The sequence below is a fragment of the Curvivirga sp. genome (genome assembly GCF_965219885.1).
Classification (GTDB): Bacteria; Pseudomonadota; Alphaproteobacteria; order UBA8366; family Aestuariispiraceae; genus Curvivirga.
Genome location: NZ_CBDCOT010000009.1, coordinates 1,905,681 through 1,921,001, shown reverse-complemented (window position 1 = coordinate 1,921,001; position 15,321 = coordinate 1,905,681). Strand labels below are relative to the sequence as shown.

At 43.9% G+C, this 15,321-nt stretch carries 13 protein-coding genes; 6 read left to right on the top strand and 7 right to left on the bottom strand.

Annotated elements, in window-relative coordinates:
- Positions 1-47 precede the first annotated feature (47 nt).
- Positions 48-1,196: a glycosyltransferase family 4 protein gene (locus ACOQOA_RS14515; RefSeq protein WP_420549334.1), complete on the top strand. Its 1,149-nt coding sequence runs from the start codon at positions 48-50 to the stop codon at positions 1,194-1,196.
- Positions 1,197-1,211: 15 nt separating this feature from the next.
- Here the strand turns inward: ACOQOA_RS14515 and ACOQOA_RS14510 are convergent, their stop codons facing one another.
- The 5 genes from ACOQOA_RS14510 to ACOQOA_RS14490 form a co-directional block, all read right to left on the bottom strand.
- Entirely contained in the window at positions 1,212-2,108 is an 897-nt protein-coding gene (locus ACOQOA_RS14510; RefSeq protein ID WP_420549333.1) for a DMT family transporter, read from the bottom strand.
- A gap of 36 nt (positions 2,109-2,144) precedes the next feature.
- A complete protein-coding gene (locus tag ACOQOA_RS14505; protein ID WP_420549332.1) occupies positions 2,145-3,056 on the bottom strand; it encodes a DMT family transporter in 912 nt (303 codons plus the stop codon).
- Between the two features lie 2 nt (positions 3,057-3,058).
- Positions 3,059-4,360, bottom strand: coding sequence for a TRAP transporter large permease (locus tag ACOQOA_RS14500; protein ID WP_420549331.1), 1,302 nt, complete (start codon positions 4,358-4,360; stop codon positions 3,059-3,061).
- 5 nt (positions 4,361-4,365) lie between these two features.
- Positions 4,366-4,905: a TRAP transporter small permease gene (locus tag ACOQOA_RS14495; protein WP_420549330.1), complete on the bottom strand. Its 540-nt coding sequence runs from the start codon at positions 4,903-4,905 to the stop codon at positions 4,366-4,368.
- A gap of 94 nt (positions 4,906-4,999) precedes the next feature.
- Positions 5,000-5,965: a TRAP transporter substrate-binding protein gene (locus tag ACOQOA_RS14490; RefSeq protein ID WP_420549329.1), complete on the bottom strand. Its 966-nt coding sequence runs from the start codon at positions 5,963-5,965 to the stop codon at positions 5,000-5,002.
- Positions 5,966-6,251: 286 nt separating this feature from the next.
- Here ACOQOA_RS14490 and ACOQOA_RS14485 point away from each other — a divergent pair, with 286 nt between their 5' ends.
- The 5 genes from ACOQOA_RS14485 (at position 6,252) to ACOQOA_RS14465 (ending at position 13,786) form a co-directional block, all read left to right on the top strand.
- Positions 6,252-9,875: a hydantoinase B/oxoprolinase family protein gene (locus tag ACOQOA_RS14485; RefSeq protein WP_420549328.1), complete on the top strand. Its 3,624-nt coding sequence runs from the start codon at positions 6,252-6,254 to the stop codon at positions 9,873-9,875.
- Between the two features lie 185 nt (positions 9,876-10,060).
- The gene (locus tag ACOQOA_RS14480) at positions 10,061-12,055 is read left to right on the top strand and encodes a cache domain-containing protein (RefSeq protein ID WP_420549327.1); all 1,995 of its coding nucleotides are present in this window, start codon (positions 10,061-10,063) and stop codon (positions 12,053-12,055) included.
- A gap of 15 nt (positions 12,056-12,070) precedes the next feature.
- On the top strand, positions 12,071-12,703 hold the full coding sequence (locus ACOQOA_RS14475) for a LysE family translocator (RefSeq protein ID WP_420549326.1): 633 nt from the start codon (positions 12,071-12,073) through the stop codon (positions 12,701-12,703).
- Between the two features lie 87 nt (positions 12,704-12,790).
- Complete coding sequence (locus ACOQOA_RS14470; protein ID WP_420549325.1) at positions 12,791-13,297, top strand: winged helix DNA-binding protein; 507 nt, start codon at positions 12,791-12,793, stop codon at positions 13,295-13,297.
- A 66-nt stretch (positions 13,298-13,363) separates the two neighbouring features.
- A complete protein-coding gene (locus tag ACOQOA_RS14465) occupies positions 13,364-13,786 on the top strand; it encodes a SufE family protein (protein WP_420549324.1) in 423 nt (140 codons plus the stop codon).
- 6 nt (positions 13,787-13,792) lie between these two features.
- Here the strand turns inward: ACOQOA_RS14465 and ACOQOA_RS14460 are convergent, their stop codons facing one another.
- Both ACOQOA_RS14460 and msrA read right to left on the bottom strand, forming a co-directional pair.
- Entirely contained in the window at positions 13,793-14,419 is a 627-nt protein-coding gene (locus tag ACOQOA_RS14460; RefSeq protein ID WP_420549323.1) for a LysE family translocator, read from the bottom strand.
- A 117-nt stretch (positions 14,420-14,536) separates the two neighbouring features.
- Positions 14,537-15,019, bottom strand: coding sequence for a peptide-methionine (S)-S-oxide reductase MsrA (msrA, locus tag ACOQOA_RS14455; RefSeq protein WP_420549322.1), 483 nt, complete (start codon positions 15,017-15,019; stop codon positions 14,537-14,539).
- Between the last annotated feature and the right edge of the window lie 302 nt (positions 15,020-15,321).

The following is a 15,321-nucleotide window of genomic DNA, read 5'->3' as shown; positions in this document are numbered from 1 at the left end:
AGCCTGAATACGACAGCAAACATAGCGATGTGAATTGGATTGGGTATATGACACAAGATGATCGCCCTCTTGAAGGTAAAACTGTATTCTTTCTTGCAGCAGAAGATTGGTCTTTTTGTTCACATCGTCTACCGATGGCACGCGCAGCACGTGATGCTGGTGCAACTGTCATTGCTGGTGTTCGTTTCAATGGCAACGGCCATGTTGAAAAAATTGAAGCAGAAGGTTTTAAAGCTGTATCAATCCCATTTGATCGCAGTGGTATTAATCCTGTAAAAGATTGGGTCACCTTGCTGGCCATCCGCAAAGCTTTTAAACAATATAAACCGGATCTCATCCACAATGTCGCAATGAAACCTGTATTATATGGCTCACTCGCTGCCTGGATAACCGGTGTTCCGGCCGTTGTGAATGCGATGACGGGGCTTGGTTATCTTTTCATCTCTCAAAGTTTAAAAGCAAAAATTTTACGACCAATCGTGAAATCCTTACTGAAATGGTTAAACAATCGTGACGGCACGCGCTTACTGCTTCAAAATCAAGATGACCAACGCACCTTTATTCAAGATATCGAAGTTGAAGCATCCCATACACGTATTATTCGTGGATCAGGCGTAGATATCAGCCAATATGACGTCACTCCAGAACCAGAAGGCCCCATTATTGCGACCTGTGTTGCCCGTATGCTGAAAGATAAAGGTATCGGTGAATTGGTAGAAGCCGCACGCCTTTTAAAGAAATATGGTACGGATATCAGAATCCGTTTGGTGGGCCCCACTGATGATAATCCGGCGAGTTTTTCCCAAGCAGAACTAGACAGCTGGGCTGCAGAAGGTATCGTTGAAGTCACAGGACCCAGCACAGATATTGCCGGCGAATACGCAAAATCCCATATCGCAGTATTACCTAGCTATCGCGAAGGATTGCCAAAATCATTGCTAGAAGGTGCGGCATGCGGACGCGCTTTAATTGCCACAGATGTTCCGGGTTGTCGTGAAATTTGTGTCGATGGCAAAACTGGTATTTTGGTGCCGCTGAAATCCATAGAACCACTGGCGGATGCTTTACAATTACTGGCCGAAAAACCAGAAATCCGCCAACGAATGGCAAAAGAAGCCCGCAAAGCCGTTGAAACACAATTTTCAGACAGCATTATCCAACGACAGATTGTACAGCTATACGACGCCTTGATCTAGCAAGCTTGATCGATCCTAAAGCTGTTCCAAATCTTCGGCCTTCACACGACCACGTTTCCATAAGAACAGGCCACTACCAATCACAATGATTGATCCGATCACCGTATAAATATCCGGTAACATTGAAAACATAAGCCACCCCAAGGCAATGGCGAAGATAATTTGACTATACATAAAAGGGGCAAGCTTGCTCGCTTCTTCGTTTTCATGTGCGATAATAAACAGATTATGTGCCACGCCACCGATCATCCCGATAAAGATCATGCCAAGCCAAACCCATAAACCTTCCGGCGTAGTCCAGAAAAACGGCAACGCAATACTTGCAACAACAAAACCAACCATAGCCGTAAACATCATGGTGACTTCTGCATCATCTGTGCCCGCAAGTTTTCTTGTGGATACATTAAACAAGGACATGCAAACAGCCGACCCTACAATCATCAAACCACCGATATTCATACCGTCCAATCCAGGACGCACAATAAGTAACATACCGAGAAAACCCACAAAGATTGCCCCAAAGCTATACCACCCAACCCGCTCCCCTAATAAGGGGATAGAAATCAGAACAACGAACAGGGGCGCCATAAAGAAAATGGCAGTGGCCTCGGCCAAACCAATCAAGGTAAGTCCGGTAAAGAAAAGAGCTGTATCCGTAAATAAAAGAAGACTACGACCCGTCTGCATAAAGGGGATTTTACTTTTGAAAATCTTAAAGCCATGTCGTGGAAAAAGGATAACCAGCATCAGCATTGCATGGCTTGCGTAACGTGCCCAAACCACTTGTGGCACAGATAGATGTTGGCCCAGATATTTTGCAATACCTTCCTGAACGGCCAACAAAGCCATTGCCACAATAATTAAGATAACGGCACGATTATTCAGACCTGCGCTCTGGACAGCTTCACTCATACCCCAACCCCTTATAATAATTCTTTTATTATGAATTTATTTCTTCTGTTTACGAGCTTCCCGAACCATCAAATAAATACCACTGCTAATCACAATAGCACCGCCTAAAATCGTCCAATGATCCGGTAAATCTCCGAACTGTAAATAGCCCATTAACACAGACCAAATCACTTGGGTATAAATAAATGGCGCCAGCAAGCTTGCCGGAGCAAATTCATGTGCCTTGATAACCAAGAAATGTCCGATCCCCCCAAGGATACCAGCTGCGGCCAGATATCCCCAAACTTCTATATTTTGCGGCATTTCCCATACAAATGGCATCGGCAAAGTTAAGATCACACCACCGATCAAGGCCGTGTAAAAAACACTTCTGATCGAACTTTCCCCTTTTGAGGCAAGCTGCTTGGTGTAAATCATATAAAACCCGTAAAAGAAAATCCCCCCCATCAATACCAACATGGACCAATGTGTATCTAGGCTGGTCGGACGCACCACCAACATCACCCCAATGAACCCAATAATAATGGCTCCCCAACGATGAGGCCCAACTCTTTCCTTCAACATAGGTACAGATAACGCCGCAACGACAAGCGGGATTAAAAAACCAATGACGGTCACTTGTATCATCTGCAAATATTGGAGGGACAAGAAAGATGCCAATGTCATCAACAACAATAAAACACCCCGCGAAATTTGCTTCACGGGGTATTGAGTTTTTACCAAACCAAGCTTTAATTTAGGACCGAAAATTGCTGCAAAAAGGACAAGATGCCCGACATAGCGCACCCAACTTACTTGCAACACACCAACACCTGCATTGGCTGCGGATTTCGCACACATTTCAAGTGCAACAAGGATCGCTACACCTGCCAACATATAACCAATACCTTTTAAAGGGTGGTCATGCGGCTCGTTTGTTGAATCCACAGCTTCTAGCGGTTCTTCCAAATTTAATTTCCCATATTATTTGGCAGGTAGGTGACGAGTTCCGGAAAGACCACTATTGCGCCCAATGCAATGAACATCAATAGAAAGAATGGAACAGCTGCTTTGGCGATACGTAAAATATCTTTTCCAGTAAGCCCTTGAAGAACAAATAAATTAAATCCGACAGGTGGTGTGATTTGAGACATTTCAACCACAATCACGACAAAGATACCAAACCATAAGATATCAATGCCGACCTTCTCCACCATCGGTAAAATCACTGATGTTGTAAGTACCACAACGGAAATACCATCAAGGAAACAGCCAAGGATCACAAAAAACACGGTTAACGCAGCAAGCAAGGCAAAAGGCGATAACTGCATATCCCCAATCCATTCCGCTAAAACGCGCGGAATACCCGTAAAGCCCATAGCAACAGTTAAGAACCCTGCCCCGGCTAAAATAAAGGCAATCATGCAACTGGTCTTTGTTGCCCCGATCAACCCATCTTTAAAACTCACCCAATTTAAATCGCCGGATATCCAGTTGAGAAGTAACGCGAGCGCGACGCCCACAGCGGCGGCATCTGTGGGTGAAGCCAATCCCATATAAATAGACCCAATAACACCTGCGATCAAAATCACGACTGGGGCTAGTTTTTTCAAACCCACCATACGGTCAGTCCATGTATAGGTTTCAGCATTGGTTGGCATTTTTGATTTATTCATCATCGCCCAAATCGCCACATATCCCATAAAGAGAGCAACGAGAAGGAAACCAGGAATAACGCCTGCGACGAATAAACGTGCAATGGATTGATCCGTCGCGACCCCATAAACGATCAAAATGATCGACGGCGGGATCAAAAGACCTAAGGTTCCAGAGCCCGCTAAGGTGCCCAAGGTCATTTGGTCATCATACCCACGGCGGCGTAATTGCGGGATCGACATTTTACCAACGGTTGCCGCTGTCGCCGCAGAAGACCCAGAAACAGCAGCAAAAATACCACAGCCCAAAATATTCACATGTAACAAACCACCGGGTAAGCGTCCAAGCCAAGGACTTAATCCCGCAAACATATTTTCTGAAAGTTTGGATCTAAACAGAATTTCTCCCATCCAGATAAACAGCGGTAATGCGGCTAGTGCCCAACTATTGCTATGCCCCCATATGGTAGATGCCAATACAAGCCCCACAGGTGCAGATGTAAAAATGATCATTCCTACAAAGCCAACAAGCAATAAGGATAACGCAACCCATAACCCGCCAGCTAATGCGGCCAGTAATACGAATAAAAGAAACAAAGAAGTAAGTAATTGTTCCATGAGACTTACTCCAATTCACCACCATCAGGATGAGCACGCACGGCCCCCCTCAGGATTTGAATAAAACTATCGAATAAAGAAATGCTGAAAACTGCAGTACCAAGAACTAATGCAGATTGTGGTATCCAAAGTTCCACGGGCACGATCCCCGGTGACATATCGCCATACTCATAAGATTCATACATCAATGCTGCGAGATAATAACAAAGATAAGATGCCATAACTAAACCGAGCAAGACAGCAATAGCTTCAAAAACACGTCTTACAGGATCGGATAACTGCATCAATATCAGACTAACGCGAATATGTGCCCCGCCTCTGAAGGTTCCAGCCAATGCTAGAAAAGAAGATGCCGCCAAGAAGAAACCCGCAAATTCTGCATAAGACGGAATGGTATAATCACCTGCCGTTCCGGTTGCCATTTTCAAAATACTATTAAAAATATTGCACCCAACTTGCGCCAGTACGATAACGCAAATCGCGAACAAGAAGATTGCAGCCAAGCCCAGACTAAGCCCGTAAAATCGGTCTAATAGATTTCGCATAGTCCCTATCCTGTTTTAATTTTAATGACTTTATAAAAAAGCCGCTGCCCGCATCTCGTCAGGCAACGGCCCTTTTTTAGCTCAATCCGCTATTTTAGCGATACGCTTTGATAACAGCACGACCATCATCACCCGCAGACTCCATCCAATCAGCAACCATTTCGTCGCCAATCGCTTGAAGTTCTTGGGTCAATTGACCAGATGGCGCAGACACTGTTACACCATTGTCACGCAATGTTTGTGTCTTTGCATCAGTTTCAGCCATGGACATTTCCCAACCGCGTTTTTCAGCGGCACTTGCAGCTGCCATCACCGCGTCCTGAGTTGCTTTATCCAAACGGCGGAAAGATTTCTTATTGATCACAACAATGTTTTTCGGCAACCAAGCTTGTGTGTCATAATAATTTGTTAGGAAATCCCAAGCCTTGGAAGAAACACCAGTGGATGGAGATGTAATCATAGCTTGAACACGGCCTGTCGCGAAAGCTTGTGGAATGTCTGGGCTTTCAACCTGAGTTGGCGCCATACCAGCTTTTTTAGCTAATGTCTCTGTACCAGCATTATAGGCACGGAAAGACAAACCTTTCAGATCTTCAACAGTTTCAACATCTTTCTTTGTATAGAGACCTTGTGGTGGCCAAGGCACAGAAAACAGAACTTGCAGTCCTTGCTTATCAAGTAATTCTTCAACTTTTGGACGGCTTGCAGCCCAAAGTTTAGACGCTGCATCATAATTTGAGGCCAAGAAAGGTAATGTATCAACAGCGAATACCGCATTTTCATTACCAAGACGAGACAACAAGAACTCACCTACTGGCACCTGACCACTACGAACCGCGTTTTTAATTTCTGGATGCTTAAATAAAGAACCAGCGGAATGCACTTTAATAGTAAGATCACCATTCGTTGCCGCAGTTACATCATCCGCAAATTGACGAATATTTTTAGTATGAAATACCGCATCGGAATAAGGAACTGGCATATTCCACTCTTCTGCTACTGCAGAAGAAATACCCATAACGGTCGCAGCAACCGCTGCTAATAAATGTTTCGGTTTCATCGTTAACCTTCCCTGTTACATAGAGGCAGATTATCTACCTCAAAAATTTCGTTTATTAGAATATGGTGGAGTATCATCCTAAATGAATTTTCTGTCAAAGAACGTCTAAAATCAGCTTATAAACTTCAAAATTCAGTTAAGTAATTTTCCTCGCTGAAATAATATTGACAAATTATTGATAAATTGTCAATGTAAATAAATTGAAGATATTTCCAGACACCGTATAACTAGGAAATCACACTCTATTTTACGCGGTGCAAGCCAAAGAAACAGGGACGTAAAAGTCATGACCGAACAAACAAATAAATTACAACAACAAGCGGGTTGGCAGTTTTGGATCGATCGTGGCGGCACCTTTACTGACCTTGTGGCTTATGCGCCTGACGGTAGCCTTTTGACCCATAAACTTCTCAGTGAGAATCCTGAGGCATATAAAGATGCTGCTGTACAAGGTATTCGTGACTTCCTTGGCTTGAAAAAAGGTGATCCGATTCCGTCAGAAAAAATTGATGCTGTAAAAATGGGGACAACTGTTGCCACAAACGCACTTTTAGAACGTAAAGGTGATCGGACACTATTGGTTATTACCGAAGGGTTTCGGGATGCGCTTCGCATCGCCTACCAAGCACGTCCAAAATTATTTGATCGCAATATTGAACTACCAGAACTCCTATACGAACGTGTAGAGGAAGTGAAAGAACGCTTAAACGCGAAGGGTGACATTGTTACTCCCTTGGAGTTGGAGAGTCTTAAACCTCGCCTTCAAGCCGCATTAGATGACGGTATCAAATCCATCGCAATTGTAACAATGCATGGTTACAAATTCCCTAATCATGAAAACAAAATCGCAAAATTGGCGAAAGATTTGGGCTTCACTCAAATTTCCACATCCAACGAAACGAGCCCACTGATTAAATTGGTGAGCCGCGGCGATACAACCGTTGTGGATGCTTATCTGTCTCCTATCTTGCGTCGCTATGTTGAACAAGTTGCTGATGAATTAGGTGATGTGCGCCTACAATTCATGCAATCAAATGGCGGCCTTACCGATGCGAAACTGTTCCAAGGAAAGGATGCCATCCTTTCCGGCCCCGCAGGTGGTATTGTTGGATCTGTTAGAACCTCCGAACAAGCAGGATTTGATAAAATTATCACATTTGATATGGGTGGCACATCTACAGATGTGGCCCATTACAATGGTATTTATGAACGCGCCTTTGAAACACAAGTGGCTGGCGTTCGCATGCGTGCACCCATGATGCAAATCCACACAGTTGCTGCAGGCGGCGGGTCAATTTGCCACTTTGATGGAGGACGTTATCGTGTCGGCCCAGAAAGTGCAGGTGCAAACCCAGGGCCCGCGGCTTATCGTCGTGGCGGCCCACTTACTGTAACCGATTGCAATGTGATGCTTGGCAAATTGCAGCCGGATTTTTTCCCTCCTGTCTTCGGTCCCAATCAAGATGAACCATTAGATAAAGATGTAGTCGCCCAAAAATTCACCGCAATGGCAGCAGAAATTGAAAAAGCAACAGGCGATAAACGTACGGCCCATGAAGTTGCGGAAGGTTTCTTAAAAATCGCCGTTGAAAATATGGCAAATGCCATCAAGAAAATCTCTGTTCAACGGGGTTATGATGTAACTGAATATACTTTGACCAGCTTTGGCGGTGCCGGCGGACAACATGCATGTCTTGTTGCAGATGCACTTGGCATGACAAAGGTTTTATTACACCCATTTGCAGGCGTTCTTTCCGCCTTTGGTATGGGTTTAGCCGATGTGCGTGCGATGCGTGAAAAATCTGTTGAGCTTCCTTTATCGGAAGACCATCTTACCACCTTATCCAAGTCTTTGGATAATCTAGCGATTGAATGCGAAGAAGAAGTTCGCGCGCAAGATATCGCCGAAGAAAAGCTTATGACATTACGTAAATTACATTTACGCTATGATGGTTCCGACAATGCCCTAGAGGTTACTTTTGCATCTATTCCTGAGATGGAAAAAGAGTTTGAAGAAGCTTATCGCGAACGCTTTGGCTTTAATATGGAAGGCAAAGCACTTATCGCAGAAACAGCAGCAACCGAAACAATTGGTCAAAGTTATCAGACCGATCCTAAAGCTTTGGAATTAACAGAAACCAATAGCACCCCCTTAGCTAAAGTAGACTGCTTTATGGCGGGTAATCATCAAAATGCCCCAGTTTTTGACCGTGACCTTTTACCTGCAGGCTCGAAAATCCAAGGCCCAGCTATCATCCGTGAAAAAACTGGTACTAATGTGATTGAGCCAGGCTGGGAAGCAGAGGTTTCAAATATCGGGGATTTGGTATTAACACGTATCATTCCACTTGCCCGCACAGAGGCAATCGGTACCAGCTGCGATCCTGTAATGCTAGAAGTTTTCAACAATCTATTTATGTCCATCGCTGAACAGATGGGTTTCCGTCTCCAAAACACAGCCTATTCTGTAAATATCAAAGAACGCCTCGATTTCTCTTGTGCAATCTTTGATGACAAGGGCCAACTTATCGCCAATGCCCCTCATATGCCTGTACATCTCGGCTCCATGGGTGAAAGTATTCGCGCCGTTATTGATGGCAATAAAGGGAAAATTAAAGCTGGCGATGTTTATGTCCTTAACGCCCCATATAATGGTGGCACTCATCTACCGGATGTAACCGTTGTAACGCCTGTTTTTGATGAAGATGGCAAAGAAATTTTATTCTATGTAGGCAGTCGTGGACACCAAGCCGACATTGGTGGCCTAACCCCGGGTTCCATGCCACCTAATTCCACCACTGTGGAAGAAGAAGGTATTCTTATTGATAATTTCAAACTTATTGATCAAGGTAAGTTCCAAGAGAAAGAATTTGTTGACCTTCTTAGCAGCGGCAAATACCCAGCGCGCAATCCCTCTCAAAATTTAGCAGATATCCATGCACAGGTCGCTGCAAATGAAAAAGGCGTCCAAGAATTGCGTCGCATGGTAGATCATTTCAGCCTACCAACGGTTCAGGCCTATATGAACCATGTACAGGATAATGCAGAAGAATCTGTTCGACGCGTCATTGATGTTCTTAAAGATGGCGAATTCACCTACCCCATGGATGATGGAAGCCAGATTAAAGCAACAGTATCCATTAACAAGGCAACCCGATCCGCAAAAGTGGATTTCACAGGTACCAGCGAGCAACGACCAACCAACTTTAACGCCCCTTCAGCGGTATGCCGTGCAGCTGTTCTGTATGTTTTCCGTACTTTGGTTGATGATGACATCCCAATGAATGAGGGATGCTTAAAGCCTATCGAACTTATTATTCCAGAAGGCTCTATGCTAAACCCCAAATACCCCGCAGCAGTCGTTGCAGGTAATGTGGAAACTTCTCAAGCTGTCACAGATGCGGTTTATGGCGCCTTAGGTGTCATGGCAGGTGCCCAAGGTACAATGAATAATACCACATTCGGGAATGACCAATTCCAATATTATGAAACCGTTTGTGGTGGTGCAGGTGCAGGTAACGGCTTTGATGGTTGCGATGCAGTTCACACCCATATGACCAATTCCCGCTTAACTGATCCAGAAATACTAGAATGGCGCTTTCCTGTGCAATTGGATAGTTTTGAAATCCGCAGAGGATCTGGCGGCAAAGGCCAATATCGCGGCGGAGATGGCACCATCCGACGCCTTAAATTCCTCGAAAAGATGGAAGTCGTTATTTTGGCGAACCGTAGAAAACATGCCCCATATGGTATGAATGGGGGCCAATCAGGTAAAGCTGGCGAGAATTGGGTTGAGCATAGCGATGGACAAATCACTGAGCTTGCAGCGACTGGCAAAGCCACCGTTGAGAATGGCGATATCTTTGTTCTGCACACCCCGGGTGGTGGTGGATACGGCATCCAAAAGTAAAATTTTAATAATTAAAAAATAACATTCCAAAGGTGCCATAAGTAATATTTCAGAAAAAAGCCAAATCCCTATTGAAGATATGGTTAAAAGGGTATAGTAAATCCTATCAAAGAGGCATTTAAAAGACCTCGTAAAGATGGATTTGTCATATAAAACAAGCATATCATGTTGGGATTTGGCATATCATGAAACTTCTAGAGATTATTGCACCAAAAATTTGGCAAAAGTTAGCAATCATATTATTGATACCTACACTTGGTCTAATTGTACTTTCTGGATTTAGTATTTTAAATTTACAATCTGCACTTTTTAATCAATCTACAACCGTTCTAAATCACGTTGTAGATTCCTCACATAGTATCATTTCTTACGAATATGAACGCTTCAAGGCAGGTGAAATTTCAGAAGAAGAAGCCAAACGCGAAGCTCGGGAAACGCTCCGCCAGCTACGATATGATGGCAATCAATATGTTTGGATTCACGATCTGGACCATATGATGATCATGCATCCATTTGCGGCAAAACTCGAAGGTCAAAATGTAAAAGACATGAAAGACCCAGAAGGCACTGCCCTATTCGCAGAAATGAATAAGACAGTCTTAAAACGCGACGGCGCAGGTTTCGTTGAATATATGTGGCCCAAACCAGGCGAAGCAGAACCAGTCAAAAAAATCTCTTACGTACGCAAATTCGAACCTTGGGGATGGGTTGTAGGTACCGGCCTTTACACAAGCGATTTAGAAGCTCTCTTTGCTGATGTTCTGCAAGCAAAAATCATTATTGTCGCTATCTCACTTACCGCAGGTTTAGGTCTCGTATTACTCATCTCATTTGTAGCTGTAAAATCTATCTCCGGCCCAATCAGCCGCGTCGTTGATATCATGTCTGAATTAATGCATGGGAATTTGACCATATCCACCCCGGAAGGTCATTCTCGCAGTGAAATGGGACAAATGTATGGGGCGGTCGGACAATTTAAAGATAGCCTTGTTGCCCAAGACCACTTGCAAAAGGAACGCGAACAGGAACGCGCCGAAGCAGAGCGTAGCCGTGCAGCATCCCTGCTATCCATGGCTAACACGATTGAGGAAGAAACCAAACAAGTTGTAGCACAAGTGGCAGAACGATCCGAAGGCATGAAAGATGATACAGATAAAATGTATGATTCCGCCTCCAAAGTTGATGTAAATGCCCAAAGCGTTGCTGCCGCGGCAGAAGAATCCTTAAGAAGTGCAGAAACCGTTGCAGCAGCATCAGAAGAACTATCTGCATCCATTCGCGAAATCCAACGACAAGTTATCTCTCAAAATGAAATAGCCTCTCGTTCCGCCAATGAAGCCATTGAGGTAAGTGAGATGGTTCAACAACTCAATCGCGGCTCTCAGGAGATCGAAGAAGTTGTTAGTCTGATCATGAATATCGCAAATCAAACCAACCTACTAGCACTCAATGCAACTATTGAAGCGGCCCGTGCAGGCGAGGCAGGTAAAGGATTTGCCGTAGTTGCCAATGAGGTTAAAAGCCTTGCCAACCAAACCGCATCCGCAACTGAAGATATCACAAAACGCATCGGACAGATGCAGCATGATACAAATGCTTGCGTGAAAGCTATGTCGAACATTACAGGCACCGTGCATGAATTATCTGATACTGCCTCCACCATTGCATCCGCAATTGATCAACAAAGCAGTGCAACACAAGAGATATCCCATAGTGTGAATGAAAGCACACGCGCTTCACAAGAAGTAGCGGACCGGATCACCGATGTATCACATGAAGCCCATTCTTCCTCGGCTCTGGCACAAGAAGTAAATGGCGTTGCGAGCTCTGTTCTAGATGATGTGGAAAGACTACGCCGTAGCCTCATTCAGATCGTGCGCAGTACTACCAAGGATGTAGAACGTCGAAAATCGGGCCGTCGCAAGACAAATGAAGACGGCAAGCTTGAGGCTGGCAAGTTCGGGACAAGGAACGTACATCTATTTGACATTTCCGATCATGGCGCCGCTATTGAAGGTCAGGAAGACATCCCTATTGGGACAATGGTCACCTTATCCGCACCAAGCTTAGGTGGACGATCTGTAAGTGCAAAGGTTGTCTCTATTGGCGATCATTTGCTACACTTGCATTTCATGAATGATGTTGAACTAGCACAATCGGCGAGCGCAGCCGCAGATTAAATGGGAGATTAAGGAATGAGTATTGAAGTCTGGTTTGCATTTGTCATCGCGTCCACTGCCTTACTACTCATTCCTGGCCCCACAATACTTCTGGTCCTCAGTTATGCCTTAAGCCAAGGGCGCAAAACCGGCCTCGCCACTGCTGCGGGCGCTGCTCTGGGAGATTTAATTGCCATGACCGCATCTCTGGCTGGGTTAGGCGGTATTTTACTGACCTCAGCAAGCCTCTTCACAGCCCTAAAATGGATTGGCGCAGCATATTTAGTATATTTAGGCATAAAACTCTTTCGATCTGCCGCAACAACTCAACTTGACGATATAGAAAATCAAACAGAGACTTCGTTCTGGAAGATATTTGGACATGCATCAGCCATTACAGCTTTAAATCCCAAATCCATTGTATTTTTCATTGCTTTTGTCCCGCAGTTTATCAATGTAGAAACTGCCTTACTGCCACAATTTACAATCCTTATACTTACCTTTATCAGCCTAGCCTCAATCACGGTTTTAACCTATGCATTTCTTGCCGATAAGCTTCGTCAAAGAATTGCGAAGCCATCAGTTTTTCAATGGTTTTCTCGCTTGGGCGGAAGCGCCCTTGTTGCGATGGGTATAGCGACAGCGATATACAAGAAATCAACATCTTAACCAGACAATTGTCATATATATTCGATGTCTTGCAAGCATCTGCATAGCATGTTTTTATAGGTTTGAATTTTAAAAGGATTTATAATCATGTCTGACCCGATTGTTTCTTCTGCTCATCTTGTTTCGGAAAAAGCAGCGGAACTTTCCGAATATGAATTTGGCCTTATTATCGCAGGGCACGCCTTTTCCCGCTGGATGCAGAGATGCATGGGTGCCGCAGGGCATCAAGAGCTTAGCCCACTGGAAATTCTTGTTCTTCACAGCTGCAACCACAGGGATCGCGAAAAACGTCTCTCCGATATATGCTTTACCCTAAATGTAGAAGATACCCATACTGTTAATTATGCCCTTAAAAAACTTTTAAAAGCAGAACTCATTACACGCAAAAAACGAGGTAAAGAACAATTTTATAAAACCTCAGATCAAGGCACTCAACTGTGCAGTGAATATCGCAAAATACGCGAAGCCTGTCTTGTTGACTCATTTGACGCAATTGGCGGCTTTGATCCAGATGAAATAAAACAGCTTGCAAAACATTTACGCGCTCTATCGGGCCTATATGACCAAGCAGCCAGAGCAGCCACCAGCCTATAATCCACCCTTGTAAAAATCGGTCAGCCTCGCTATTTGAAGATCACAACTCTTAAAAAGGGCCTCTACATGTCTGAAGCAATTACAATCGAAGAACTAATAGACAATTTTGAACTTTTTGACGATTGGGATGATCGCTTCAGTTACATCATTGATCTTGGCAAAAAAATGGCCCCAATGCCCGAAGAGGAAATGATTGAGCAAAATAAAGTCCGTGGCTGCATGAGCCAAGTATGGGTCACAAGTCGTTTAGAAGAAAACAATACAATCATGCGCTTTAATGCAGATTCCGACGCTTTTATTGTAAAAGGTTTAATCGCCGTGCTTATGGCAATTTATGACGGAAAAAGCCCAAGTTATATTGCGGACACTGACGCTATAGCCGTGCTAGCTCAAGTTGGTTTAGATCAGCATCTCAGCCCAAACCGCCGCAATGGATTGGTTTCAATGGTTGAGCGTATCCGCCGCGATGCATCAGAGGCGCTCAACTGAGGTTAACTATTTTTCTTGAAAAGCCAGACGAATACCTAACGCCCAATAAATACAGCCGACAACTTTTCCCTGCCAACGCATCACAAATTGATTTCGTTGTAAGAAACGGCTCATCGCACCTGCGGAAAAAGCCACCAGTAAAGTGCTCCCCATCCCAATAACAACAAACAGGACACCCAATGTTGTTAATTGCAAAGCTGCAGATCCATTTTCCGGTTTCACAAATTGCGGTAGAAACGCTAGGAAAAACATCGCTGTTTTAGGATTTGTAATTTCTGCAATTGCACCTTGGCGAAAGGCCTGCCTTGCCGTTACTGCCTTACCACCATTCAGTTCAATGGCTTCGACTTTCGCAAAAATAGCTTTTATGCCCAAATATAAAAGATAGGTAGCCCCTGCGATTTTAACAATTGTAAATGCCAAAGCAGAGGTTTGAATAATTGCAGATAAGCCAAGGACAGCCATGGCAGTATGCACTAAATCACCTGCCGCAATACCAAAGCCCGTAGAGACGCCCACTTTCGTACCACTACGACTTGCCTGTGCCAGAGTAAAAATGACCGCAGGCCCTGGAATCAACACAAAGCCAAACAAAATCGCCACATATGTGAATAGGGTTGCTTGATCAATCATAAGCGTTACCTTTGCATATATCCTAAAAGGTTTCTTGGGCGAAACTATGCTTATATATAGATAAGATCAATAAAAAAGGCTCCCAGAGGAGCCTCAAGATCAGAATGTTGAGTTCACCTAAATTCGACAGGAACTCACACCTTTCTTTTCTAAATATTGCTGATGATATTCTTCTGCTTCCCAAAATGGACCCGCCACTGTCACCTCTGTTACAATATTATTGTTAAAAGCTGGCTGCAATGCCTCTTTCGTTGCTTGCGCCAATTCACGCTGCTTCTCATCAAAATAAAAAATAGCACTTCGATATTGCGTACCAACATCCGGCCCCTGACGATTTAACTGGGTAGGGTCGTGTAATTCAAAGAAGGATCGTACAAGATCCTCATACTCAATGCGCGAAGGATCAAAACGAATAAAAACAACTTCGGCATGTCCTGTTTCCCCGGAACATACTTCTTTATAGTTGGCACCATTCACATGCCCCCCACTATATCCAACCGATGTTTCCAAGACACCATCCATTTGACGAAACGCGTGCTCCACCCCCCAAAAGCATCCCGCACCAAACATGGCTCTCTCATCTTTCACGCCAATATTCATTTCACTCTTCCTTACTTATTTATCTCTTTTTATTTGTCAGAAGTTATAGTTGGGTGCTTCGTAAATAATTATCAAGCAAATTACAGTTACTTTTTTGTGAATTATAAAAAATATTCGCATAATGCAATTTGCATAATGCGAATAAAATATCAAAAACCCATCTATTTTGCAATTTGCAATAAGTTACATAAAATTTAATGTAATTTATTTGTTGTTTATTTTCATATACTTATTAAGTTTTGGCATGACCTGACAAGTTTGGCATAACAAATGCAATATTAGTTACATAAGCTGGGCATTGC